The sequence below is a fragment of the Arthrobacter sp. P1_B3 genome (assembly GCF_056406615.1).
Window position 1 is genome coordinate 18,967 of record NZ_JBFTZV010000038.1, and the last position, 11,348, is coordinate 30,314.

An 11,348-nucleotide genomic window follows, 5' to 3' on the forward strand; every position below is an offset into this window, starting at 1 on the left:
AGCAAACCCCTAACCTGAAGTTCCGTGAGTTGAGGCGGGAAGATCCCCGGGTTTCCGGGGATCTTCCTGCCCGTCTCGTGGGAAGCAGGCAAGGAGCGAGCCACAAAGCAGCTACGGCAGGAAACTCACTCCGGTGTGGACAACGTGCACACCCCTCTTGGCCGGACAAACGGGAACCAGCCCTCCCCCAAGCCACCGGTAAACCCGGATTCCGGAGAAAAACATCCTAAGGAAATCCCCGCAGGTCATGTCGTCAACAGGACCCCACAGCATGAATAGGTACAAGGCCAACCACGTCCACCAGAACAACCCAGAAAAGGAGACCCGAATGACCCACATCCCAGCACGCGGAGGGCCCACCAGCCAGGGCCCTGAACCCGCCACCCACACAACTTCACAGGCCGCCGCGGCGGCCAGGCCACAGACCGCGACAAGCGTTCGACAAGCGTCAGAGGGACCCGACCAGGGTCAATGTACACACCTTAAAGCAAAACCCCCTCTGGCGAGGGGGAATGCTGTGCCCGAGGTGGGACTCGAACTGCATTCCCTCCCCCGCAAACACTGGGCAACCGCGGAAACATGCGGATTCCGGCCCGATCCGACCCACATACGACCCAGTCCGAAGCCCAAAGTGTACTTTGTACACACTTCCTTTTTTGCCACATTCCAGCAGCCCGAAGCGCTGCGTGGGAACCAGCGAAACGGCCAGCCAACTATGCTGAACTAAGTTCGCTCCTCCATGAACCAACCGGCTGGTGTAGGCGCCGAAGCCTCCCACGAGAGGATCTCTGTCCCGCCTCAAATAATGTAGGCGCCCAATTTTCATCGCTTCCGGAGCCCACGAACTACCGCATCCGATTGCGGGGATGCCGGCCCAGGCGAGTTCTGACAAGCTCGAAAACGCTCCGGTCGATACTGTAGCCCAGCCTCCGCGCAACATGATCGACTCGCAACCCGCCTGCTGGTAGACAACTGGGTGCACCATGGTCGTGGGTGCGGTCAGCGAGGACCTTTAACAACCGTGACCGTCCGGGGTGCCTGGAATGAAAGGAACCGGATCCATTCGGGCTCGGGATCATGCAGTTGTATCCCAGGAAGCGCGGCGGCAGTTTCCCGGACGATGACAGCCGCCTCGAGTTCGGCGAGCTTGGCGCCGAGGCAGCGGTGAATGCCTGACCCAAACACCAGGCCCGGGGACCCAGACGCCTCCCGCAGGTCCGCCTGCCCAACAATGTGCGCGCGTTCTTGCCCGGACGGTGAGGTGATCTGGTTGCCGGTAAGTTCGAGGAGGATCTCGCTGCCGGCAGGGATTACAGTGTCACCGAGGTTTGTGTCGTGGGCTGCCACACGGCGCCAGGTGGGGACGGATGATTCGGTGGCCAGTACGTGCCGGACCATAGTTTTGGAGCCGGCGTCGGACGCTGCGTCGTTCCAGCCCACAGGGGCCGACCCTTTAAGGAGCCGGAACAGGGTGGTGCTGATCAGCTGGGTGGTTGTTTCCTGTCCGGCGATCAGCAGGAAGTAGCCGAGCGAGCAGATTTCAGGGGTGGATAGGCCGTGTTCGGCTAGGGATTTGAACAGGTTGCGTCCTGGGGCGGTCCTGGATTCTGCTACGAGTTTACGAAGCCAGACGTAGAAGTCTGCGGCGCTGTGGGCAAGTTCGAGTTGCCGGGCCTCGTCGGGCCAGCCCCAGAACAGCTCCATGGAGTCAAGGCCCCACCCCTTGAGATCCGTAAGGTCCCGGACGGGCAGTCCGAGGAGTTCAAGCATTACCACCGCCGGAGGAAACGCCGCGACCGTCTGCACCAGGTCCACGTGACCCGAGGATCCAAGCTGGTCCGCGGCGTTCTTTGCCGCTTCCTGGGCCAGTCCACGGATCCGTGGTTCCATGGCGGCGACGGTGGCGGGGGTGAAGAATCCCGCGACGACCTTGCGGATCCCGGCATGCGTGTCGGTGTCGTTGCTGGCCAGCACCGGCGGCAACGCAAAGCCCACGCGCTGCAGCACACGAAGGGCAGGCCCTTCCAGAGGAGTTACAGCGACCAGGGAATTCGCAGGACTGAAGTCGGCGGGCCGGTGCAGGACGTCCCGCACCGCGTCCGGGTCACGCACTACCATGTACGGGCAGCGCGCCTGGCCGGAGCCAACCAGTTGAGGCGCGATGGATCCAGCCAAGGACACCAGCGGGTTCATGCGGGTAGTCCGTTCAGCCAGGCCGCCGCTTCGGCCCGGAACGCTGCCGGGGGCAGTTCCGAGGCCCGCTCGGGAATGGCACCGAGCAAGGGCACCTGCATCGATCCGAGAACCTCCCGGTTGCTGCGGTGGACAAACTCAGGGGCGGACGGCCAGCTCCCGAGCACCAGGCCAAGGACCCGAAGATCCCGCGCGGCCAGCGCTTCGAGGGTCAGCGCGGTGTGGTTCAGGGTGCCGAGGGCCGGCCGGGCGACGAGCACAAACGCCGCCGCCAGGAGCGAGCCCAGGTCGGCGAGCGTGCTGCCGTCGGAATCCAGTTCCACCAGGAGTCCGCCTGCGCCCTCAACCAGAACGTGGTCATGGGAGCCGGCGAGCTCGCGGACCCTCCCGGCGTGGACTGCCAGCCGCGGGAGCGGCGCACCGTCGACAGCGGCAGCGGCGGCGGGCGCCAGCGGCTCCTTCAGGACAACGCCGGATTCCGCCGTCACGGCGCCGGCGAGCCGGACAATCTCGGCCACGTCGGAATCGCCGGCAGCGGCTCCCGACTGGCACGGTTTGTACACCGCGACGCTGCGCCCCGCTACCATCAGGGCGGCGGCGAGGGCCGCGGTCGTGATGGTCTTGCCGACGCCGGTGTCCGTTCCGGTGACCAGGATAATGCCGGGCAGGTTCATGGAAGTTCCTCCAAAATGCGGCGCAGCACTGCGCAGCTGTCGTCGATGTGCTCGGGTGTCAGGGTGGCTCGGGCGGTGAGCCGCAGCCGCGAAGTCCCGTCCGGAACGGACGGCGGACGGAAGCAGCCGATCCGGACGCCGGCGGCCCACGCGGCATCCGCCGCTGTCAGGGCGGATTCGGCGGACAGCATGGCGACCGACTGGACGGCCCCAGCTGTCCGGTCGAGGGCTGCGCCGCGGGCGGACAGGGCAGGGGCGAGCCCGGCGGCAAGCGCCGCAGCGTTGGTTCGGACGCATCCGGCCCGCCAGGGCTCATCGCGGATGATCCGAACTGCGGCGAGGGCCGCTGCGGCGGAGGCGGGCGCCAGACCGGTGTCGAAGATGAAGCTCCTTGCCCGGTTGACGAGGTGTTCCCGCAGCAACGCGGATCCCAGGACCGCTCCGCCCTGGCTGCCCACGGCCTTGGACAATGTCGCCGTCACGATCACGTTCGGATGCCCCGCGAGAGCTGTCCCGGCCACCGAACCGCGGCCCTGGAAGGTGCCGGTGCCGGTGACTCCGAGGCTGTGTGCCTCGTCGATGAGCAGCACGGCGTCGTATTCCTCGGCCAGGGTCAGCAGGTCAACGAGCGGTGCTTCGTCGCCGAGGACGCTGTAGACGGATTCGACGGCGATGAGTGCGCGCGGCTCCGACCGGCCGGCCAGCAGGCGGCCGGCTTCCTCCACGCTGTTGTGCGTAAACGATTCGGTGCGGGAGCGGCTGAGCCGGAAACCGTCGATCATCGAGGCATGGCAGTGCTCATCCGCGACGATCAGGGTCCCGGGGCCGCCCAGCGCAGTGATCACACCGATGTTGGCCAGATACCCGGAGGAGAACACCAGCGCCGATTCCATCCCGGCGAGCATGGCCAGTTCCCGCTCGAGGTCCAGGTGCAGCCGCGTGGTTCCGGCGACCAGCCTCGAGGAGGTTGCACCCGCACCCCACTGCCGGACGGCCGCCGCCGCTGCCTCGATGACCCGCGGGTCGGCGGCGAGCCCCAGGTAGTCGTTGCTGGCCAGGTCGATGAACTGTTCGTCGGCGGCACGGGGGCGCGGTCGGCGGACCAGGCCCCGGCGGTTCCGGACTTCAGCCTGCCGGTCCAGCCACTTGATCATCGAGACGCTCATCCCAGCCCCCTGGACTGTGCCGGGAGGCATTCGTGGACTTCGGTGACGGCGGCCGTCATGCCCGTGGTGATCTGCTCAACGTCCGCCGCGGTGCTGATGTATGGCGGCATGGTGTAGACGAGGTTCCGGAACGGCCGGACCCAGACGCCGTGCCGGATGGCTGCGGCGCTGACCGCGGTGACGTCCACGCCGTCCTGCAGTTCGATGACCCCCACCGCTCCGATGGTGCGGACGTCCCGGACGCAGTCCAGTTCCAAAGCCGGGGCCAGCCCGGACGCCAGGCCAGCGTTGATCCGGCCAACGTCGGCTCGCCAGCCGCCGTTGGCGATGATGCCAAGGCTGGCATTGGCAACAGCGCAGGCCAGCGGGTTGCCCATGAACGTGGGGCCATGCAGCAGCGCCCCGGCCTGGCCGCCGGAAACTGTCGCGGCCACGTCGTCGGTGCAGAGCATGGCGGCGAGGGTCAGGTATCCGCCGGTCAGGGCTTTGCCCACACACATGATGTCCGGCACGACGCCGGCATGATTGGCCGCGAACAGTTCGCCGGTCCGCCCAAAACCGGTGGCGATCTCATCGAAGATGAGCAGCAGCCCATGCCGGTCCGCCACCTGCCGGAGCACCGTCAGGCATTCGGCCGGGTAGGCATGCATGCCGCCGGCACCCTGGAGGACCGGTTCGACGATGATCGCGGCCAGCTCCCCGGAATTTGCGGCCGCGATCTCTTCGAACTCCGAGACCCATGCCCGTATGCTTTCCGGCGTGGCGAAAGCCGCAGCTGGCGGACGCGGCGCAAAGACGTTGCCGCCGAGCAAACCCGGGAATGCGGAGTGCATGCCTTCTACGGGGTCACAGACTCCCATCGCCGCGAACGTGTCCCCGTGATAACCGCCGCGGATGCTCAGGAACCGCTGCCTCTGAGACTGTCCTAGAGCGGTCTGGAACTGGACCGCCAGCTTCAGCGCCACTTCCACGGACACCGAACCCGAGTCAGCGAGGAACACCCGCTCTAATCCCGGCCTCCCGGGTGCCGCCGGCGCCAGGTCCACCAGCCGCTCGGCGAGTTCCACGGCCGGGGCGTGTGTGAGCCCGCCGAACATCACGTGGCTGAAACTCTCCAGTTGCCGCCGTGCGGCGGCGTCGAGCACCGGGTGGCGGTAGCCGTGGATTGCGGACCACCAGGAGGACATTGCGTCAACAACCTCATGGCGTGTGCCGTCCTCGCCCCGAAGCTGCAGCCGCACGCCGTCGGCCGCTTCGACCTCCCACAATGGAAGTTTCGGGGAGGCTGGTGCGTAGGGGTGCCACAACCGTGCGCGGTCCCGCTGGATCAGGCCCGTCTGCGCGGAATCCTGCGTCATTGAACCGGGCGTCATGGTGCGAGCACCCCGTGGCGGGAGCATTCTGCTGACCAGCCCAGCGGTGTGACCTGTACTTTCATGCGGCGCCGGCAGGCGGCGCAGTAGCGCGGCGGTTCCAGCTGCAGCAGTTCCTCGCACTGTCGGTGAGCGTACGACGGCGGCAGCGCACCACCGGCGTACATCCCGCCGCAGTGCCCGCAAAACTCAGCGGTGGCCGAGCTGGTGGTTGAGTCTGCCGAAACCGCGATATTAGAGCCGATGGTTGGGCTCGTTGATACCCGGTTCACAGTGTCTTCTGGAGTTCCTTGATGGGCATGTTCAGTTCCACCAGGAGGTTAAGGTCGGCGGTGGCGGGGCGGCCCAGGGTGGTGAGGTAGTTGCCGACGATGACGGCGTTGATGCCGCCCATCAGGCCCTCGCGGGTGCCGAGGTCACCGAGGGTCAGTTCCCGGCCGCCGGCGTAGCGGAGCACGGTGCGGGGCATGGCGAGTCGGAAGGCGGCAATGGCGCGGAGGGCGTCCTTGCCGTCCATGAGGCTCTGGTTTTCCAGCGGTGTCCCGGGCCGGGGGTTCAGGAAGTTCAGCGGGACCTCGTGGGGTTCCAGGGCTGCGAGCTGGGCGGCGAGTTCGGCCCGCTGTTCGAGGGTTTCTCCCATGCCGATCAACGCCCCGCAGCAGAGTTCCATGCCGGCGGCCTTGACCATGGCGCAGGTTTCGAGGCGTTCTTCGTAGGTGTGCGTGGTGACGACTTCGGGGAAGTAGCTGCGGGCGGTTTCGAGGTTGTGGTTGTAGCGGTGCACGCCCCATTCGGCGAGCTGGTCCACCTGGCGCTGGGTCAGCATGCCCAGGGAGCAGGCGATGTTGATCTCCACTTCTTCGTTGATGCGGTCGATCGCGAATTTGCTCTGGTTCATCAGCTTGATGTCCGGGCCGCGGACGGCGGCGACGATGCAGAACTCGGTGGCACCGGTAGCCGCGGTCTCCTTCGCGGCTTTGACCAGCTCCGGGATGTCCAGCCAGACGCCGCGGACGGGCGAGTCGAACAGGCCGGACTGGCTGCAGAAGTGACAGTCCTCGGGGCAGCCTCCGGTCTTGATGGAGATGATGCCTTCCACCTCGACGTCCTCGCCGCAGTGCTTCAGCCGTACGTCGTGGGCCAGTTGCAGCGCGGCGGGCAGGGCTTCGTCCGGCAGTCGGAGGATTTCGACAAGTTGAGCCTCGGAGAGGCCGATGCCGTCGTCGAAGACCTGCCGGCGGGCAGTATCGAGAATTGCATAGCTCGTGGCCGTGGGAGGTGCCTGAATCGTCATTGATTGTCCTTTTCGCTGGGTTTCGTGGATATGCCTCACCGGCGACAGTAGTTTCCGGCTGATTGCAGGATTTTGTGCGTTCCCCACAAGAAGGGGGGCGACAGTTTGTTTCGCCCGGAGGGGCCGCCGGACGGCCGGGCGCCTAGGGCCAATAGGGCATGCCTGATCGATTAGGGTGGCCCTGCATGTCCGTGGCCTAGGCGAGCGTCAACCGCAGGGGCACAGAGTCCCAGCCACGTAGGGTGTTGTTGTAGTGGCGTTCGATCGCCGAGGCCAGTTCGATGCTCTTGATCCGGGGCACCAGTTGTTCCAGCAATGACGCCGCCTGGAGGCGGGCTGCGTGCTGGCCCACGCACCGGTTGATGCCCATGCCGAAGGACAGGTGTCCGGACGGGTCGCGGGAGAGGTCGAACTCGTCGGGGTTTCCCAGCGGCGCGGATCGCGGTTTGCCGCCGCGAAGCACAGCATGACCCTGCTGGCTTCGGGGATTGTGCTGCCGCCGATGGTGACATCGCTGGACTTCAAGGCGTCGCGCTGGCACTTGGCGGTGGCCCACTCGGTGTATTCGGCGGCCTTGCACCTGCCCTGCTCCACCAGCTCGTTGTCAGGACCCAGCGCGTTGAAGGTGTGGTCGGCATAGGGCACCAGGTTTTCGCGGCCCTCCTTGGAAATGCCGGAAGCCTCGGGGAAGAAGTTCACCGGAAGCTTCGAGCCGATGTCGCGGTGCCCGTCGACCTCGACCGCCCCGCCGGGGGTGGAACCGGCCAGCAGTCCGTCGATGATGCCGCCGGCCATTGCCCACAGGTTGTCCAGGTGTTGGTCGCGGCGTCGCAACCAGACCGAGTGGAGGGACCAGGGCGCCCAACATGCCGGAGTCCCATCCCGTTGTCGCCATCGAGTGGCACACTGGACTTCATGCGTGAGTTCGTTGTCCTCGGCACCGCCTCGCAGGTCCCGACCCGCACCCGAAACCAAAACGGGTACATGCTGCGGTGGGATGGCGAGGACTTCCTCTTCGACCCCGGAGAGGGTACGCAGCGGCAGATGATCCACGCCGGAGTTACCGTCTCCCAGATCACGCGCATCTGCCTCACGCACGTGCACGGCGACCACTGCTACGGTCTGCCCGGCGTCCTTTCCCGCATGGCCCTTGACAAGGTCAACCACCCCGTCCACCTGCACTATCCTGCCTCCGGGGAGGACACCGTCCGAGCTCTCGTGTCCGTCGCGTCCTCGGGCATAGATCTTCGGCTGCATCCACATGGGGGCTACGGGGGCGGCGAACACGAGGGCCCCCGCCAAAGGACTTCAGAGCCGATCGCCCCGGGCCTGGAGGTCCGGGCGCTGAATCACCGCATCGAGGCCTATGGCTATCGGTTTGTGCAACCCGACGCGCGCACACTCCTTCCTGACCGGCTCGCGGCAGTCGGGATTGCGGGATCCGACGTCGGCCGCCTAATGCGCCAAGGAAACCTGGGCGGCGTGAGTCTGGAGGAGGTAAGCGAGCCGCGTCCCGGTCAACGCTTCGCCTTCGTCATGGATACCGCGCCCTGCCAGGGCGCGGAGGAACTGGCGGAGGGCGCTGACCTGCTCGTCACGGAGTGCACATTCAGCGACGACGACGCCGAGCTCGCCTCGCAGTTCCGCCATCTCACAGCGGGGCAGGCGGGCGAGCTGGCCGCATCGGCGGGCGCGGGGACTCTCGTCCTCACCCACTTTTCTTCGCGCTACGGGGACGTTGCCCCTCTCGCCGAGCAGGCCCGGGGTCGCGCCGGTCAAGCCAGGGTGGTTGCCGCGAACGACCTTGACCGCATTGCCTTTCCGCAACGTCGTGCGTCCTAACGACGTCTGCGGGAATTACACCTAAGGATCGTGCAGAGCCCAGTCCCGGGGACAACCTATTGGTGGGCGGGCGGGAAGCGCCTCCAGAGCGACCCGGAGCAACCGGGGTGGGAAGCAGATCCAGGCCGGGCGCGGGAAGACTTCGCTGACAAGGTGCCTACCGGGAACAACAAGGCTCCGGCGGTCATGATACCGAGTGCGCCGCCGAGCTCAGCGCGGGGATTCCAGCCGGCCGGCAGGACTCACGCTCGGCATGGCAGGGCTAAGGACGGAGATGTGCAGGTTCTTTGGTAATTTTCTCGATGTCGGCCGCGGTGACTTCGATCAGCTGATGCGCCAACTCCGCCAGGGCGCGTGCGGTCGCCAACTCGTCCCCGATCTCCGGGACATCAGAGTCCACCGGATTCAGCCTGGCCCACCCGACACCCTCCAGTTCCGCCCGGTTCCCGGCCCTCAATCGCGCCGTGGCCCGCGTTTGGTTTTCATGTTCGTCGATAACGATGTTCACCGACCAGCTTTTCTCTTGCATGGTGCCCGCCTCCTCGATCCGACTTCCACCATCCCAAGCTCGAGGCAAGCCGTCAAGGTCCGCAAATTTCCCCGCAAACCGTGCGCCAAAGGCCCTGAGTTGCCCCGCACGACGAGGCAACTCACGCGGGACCGCAGACCTCATGCAGACCGAGGACGCCAGAGTCGGGCGCCGTCCATCAGCACTGGCTTCCTGGTCCGGGGGGTTGGACCCCGGTGGCGATCCGCCGCGGCAGCATCAGACCTCATACAGTCTGGCGAGGTCGAACGGAGTGGCTCCGCGATCGTGCCGCCGGAATGCCAGCCAGGGACATCGTCCGTGCCCAGGCGAGGGCGCTTGCCGTGTCCAGGCCGGCAACGATGCGGCGCATGCAGGAGATCCCGCATGCGGACGTGAACTGCTAATATGCCTCGGCCGAGCGTCCCTTCAACCCCGCGCTGCAGGGCGGGCCGTTGATCGTGCTGTCGTGCGATTACAGCTGCGCCGTCACCGCTCCCCCGAGGCCAAGGCTCTGGGCATCGGCCTGGGCGATCCGTGGTTCAAGGTCGAACCCCGCGCCAGAGAAAGGGCCTCGTCGCCGTGTCCAGCAACTACGAACCCTACAGGGACATCAGGCAGGCAGCGGCCTGATCGGAGTGCAGATCCGAGGAGCAGCAGATGTAGCGTGCCGCCGCTTTCCTTCCATACGTGCAGGTGCCAGGGCTCCTTTGGTGCCGTGGAAATCCAGGGTGTAGTAGTTCGCGGCGGGAATGTTGTTTGATCTGTTTGTCCCCGACCCAGCTTGCCCGTCGCGATCGGCGCTACGGTGGGAGGCCGTGGTCGCCACGTTCCCCGCACCGGTCCCCGGCATACCGTTGCTGATCCTGGACACGGTCACAGGGCTACGTGTTGAGGTCCCAGTGGACACGGATTGCCCCGGCAATCGGTCCGGCAGCGACATCGATACGGAGAGCAAAGAGCGCGGTCCCTGTCTCTTCGATGACCGCGGGAGTGCCTTCGTCGTGTGAACTGGGATGCCTCGTGAGTTGGCCTAAGGCCGCCCCCATTTCGTCATTTTCGGGACTTCCTTGACGGGCAGTGTGACAAGTGCCATAGTCTTCGTATGAACCTGTTGGACAGCTGGACAGCTGCGCAAGATCGAGTCGTACGCGTTGGCGCGGCTGAAGCGGTCTTTGCATCCCTCCGCAGTGCTATCGAGGGCGGCAAGATCCCTGTCGGCACCCGCCTCGACTCGGAGGCATCGCTGGCCAAACAGTACGGTGTGAGCCGCACGATGGTCAGGGAGGCGCTGCGTTCCTGCACCGCATTGGGACTTACGGCCACCCACACGGGTAAGGGCACGTTCGTGATCGCTGACAAGGTGGCCCAGGACCTCAAACTCGGCAAATATTCGGCCAGCGCCCTCGTTGAAGCCCGCCCCCACGTGGAAGTGCCGGCCGCGGGCCTCGCCGCCCAACGCCGCAGCAGCGAAGACCTGGAGGCTCTTCGGGAAATCCTTCGGGAAATGTCCGAGGAAGACGATCTCCAGCAGTGGGTCCTTTTGAACACTGAATTCCACGTGACCATCGCCCGGTGCAGCGGCAATGGCGTGTTCGAATCATTCCTGTCAGACATCTGCGACGCCATGGCTAACCAATCAAACACCCTTAACCTCGTGGCTGACCGGCGCAAGGAATCGGGTCAGGAACACGCCCGCATTTTCGCTGCCATCGAGAGTGGATCAGCCGAGGAGGCATCCCAGGCCATGAGAATGCATTTGCACGGAGTTGAATGCGCCCTGGGCACCATCGTCCCCGGAAGCGGAAACTCCAGGGCCGGCCATACGCGCTAGATCCTAAACCCCGGATTTCACTCACCATCCCCTGCCGCTGCAATCGCCGCAACCCCCGCGCGATCTCCTTGCCGGGAACAACCATGCCCACTGTGCCGGCTGCGGCGTCACTCAGTCCTGCCCCGGCCCCAGATTTTTACCGTCCAAACCCGTCAACGAAGCCCTGTGAGGACCCCATGACTATCGCCCATACCGCCCCGGACACCCGCTCCGAACACGACCTCCTGGGCGACCGGGATGTTCCCGCCGACGCCTACTGGGGCGTCCACACCCTCCGGGCCGTGGAGAACTTCCCCATTACCGGCCAGCCGCTGTCCTCCAACATGCACCTGGTCCGCGGGCTGGCCGCCGTGAAACTCGCCGCCGCACGCACCAACCAGGAACTCGGGCTCCTCGACGCCGAGCGCGCCGCGGCCATCGCGGAAGCCTGCGCCGACGTCATGAAC

General features: G+C 65.9%; 11 protein-coding genes and 1 pseudogene. 4 read left to right on the forward strand and 8 right to left on the reverse strand.

All coding sequences use genetic code 11. The features are described from left to right. Nucleotides 1-999 precede the first annotated feature (999 nt). From AC1D2F_RS22490 to AC1D2F_RS22520, 7 genes are all read right to left on the reverse strand, one after another. Nucleotides 1,000-2,193, reverse strand: coding sequence for a cytochrome P450 family protein (locus tag AC1D2F_RS22490; protein ID WP_476967752.1), 1,194 nt, complete (start codon nt 2,191-2,193; stop codon nt 1,000-1,002). After that, nucleotides 2,190-2,867 (reverse strand): dethiobiotin synthase, encoded by a 678-nt coding sequence (bioD, locus tag AC1D2F_RS22495; RefSeq protein ID WP_476967753.1) that lies wholly within the window; start codon nt 2,865-2,867, stop codon nt 2,190-2,192. The genes AC1D2F_RS22490 and bioD overlap by 4 nt, the downstream gene beginning before the upstream one ends. Next, a complete protein-coding gene (locus AC1D2F_RS22500) occupies nt 2,864-4,021 on the reverse strand; it encodes an 8-amino-7-oxononanoate synthase (protein ID WP_476967758.1) in 1,158 nt (385 codons plus the stop codon). Before AC1D2F_RS22500 ends, bioD begins: the two co-directional genes overlap by 4 nt. Nucleotides 4,022-4,029: 8 nt before the next feature. Continuing rightward, nucleotides 4,030-5,391, reverse strand: a complete 1,362-nt coding sequence (locus AC1D2F_RS22505) for an adenosylmethionine--8-amino-7-oxononanoate transaminase (protein ID WP_476967754.1) — start codon at nt 5,389-5,391, stop codon at nt 4,030-4,032. A gap of 11 nt (nt 5,392-5,402) precedes the next feature. After that, entirely contained in the window at nt 5,403-5,573 is a 171-nt protein-coding gene (gene bsaP, locus AC1D2F_RS22510) for a biotin synthase auxiliary protein BsaP (RefSeq protein WP_476967759.1), read from the reverse strand. Nucleotides 5,574-5,674: 101 nt separating this feature from the next. Beyond that, complete coding sequence (bioB, locus tag AC1D2F_RS22515; RefSeq protein WP_476967755.1) at nt 5,675-6,700, reverse strand: biotin synthase BioB; 1,026 nt, start codon at nt 6,698-6,700, stop codon at nt 5,675-5,677. Nucleotides 6,701-6,907: 207 nt separating this feature from the next. After that, nucleotides 6,908-7,495 carry a cytochrome P450 family protein gene (locus AC1D2F_RS22520; RefSeq protein ID WP_229995940.1) on the reverse strand — a complete coding sequence of 196 codons (588 nt, stop codon included), beginning with the start codon at nt 7,493-7,495 and terminating at the stop codon, nt 6,908-6,910. A gap of 120 nt (nt 7,496-7,615) precedes the next feature. Here AC1D2F_RS22520 and AC1D2F_RS22525 point away from each other — a divergent pair, with 120 nt between their 5' ends. Beyond that, complete coding sequence (locus tag AC1D2F_RS22525; protein WP_476967756.1) at nt 7,616-8,542, forward strand: ribonuclease Z; 927 nt, start codon at nt 7,616-7,618, stop codon at nt 8,540-8,542. 262 nt (nt 8,543-8,804) lie between these two features. On the opposite strand, the gene AC1D2F_RS22530 is transcribed toward AC1D2F_RS22525, so the two are convergent. Beyond that, nucleotides 8,805-9,071, reverse strand: coding sequence for a DUF1876 domain-containing protein (locus tag AC1D2F_RS22530; RefSeq protein ID WP_229995626.1), 267 nt, complete (start codon nt 9,069-9,071; stop codon nt 8,805-8,807). A gap of 359 nt (nt 9,072-9,430) precedes the next feature. Here AC1D2F_RS22530 and AC1D2F_RS22535 point away from each other — a divergent pair. The 3 genes and pseudogenes from AC1D2F_RS22535 to AC1D2F_RS22545 form a co-directional block, all read left to right on the forward strand. After that, nucleotides 9,431-9,683: pseudogene (locus AC1D2F_RS22535) on the forward strand (Y-family DNA polymerase); the annotation flags it as partial. A gap of 490 nt (nt 9,684-10,173) precedes the next feature. After that, nucleotides 10,174-10,902, forward strand: a complete 729-nt coding sequence (locus AC1D2F_RS22540) for a FadR/GntR family transcriptional regulator (protein WP_229995625.1) — start codon at nt 10,174-10,176, stop codon at nt 10,900-10,902. 176 nt (nt 10,903-11,078) lie between these two features. Beyond that, a partial coding sequence (locus AC1D2F_RS22545) for a lyase family protein (protein ID WP_476967757.1) occupies nt 11,079-11,348 on the forward strand: 270 nt, incomplete at its 3' end.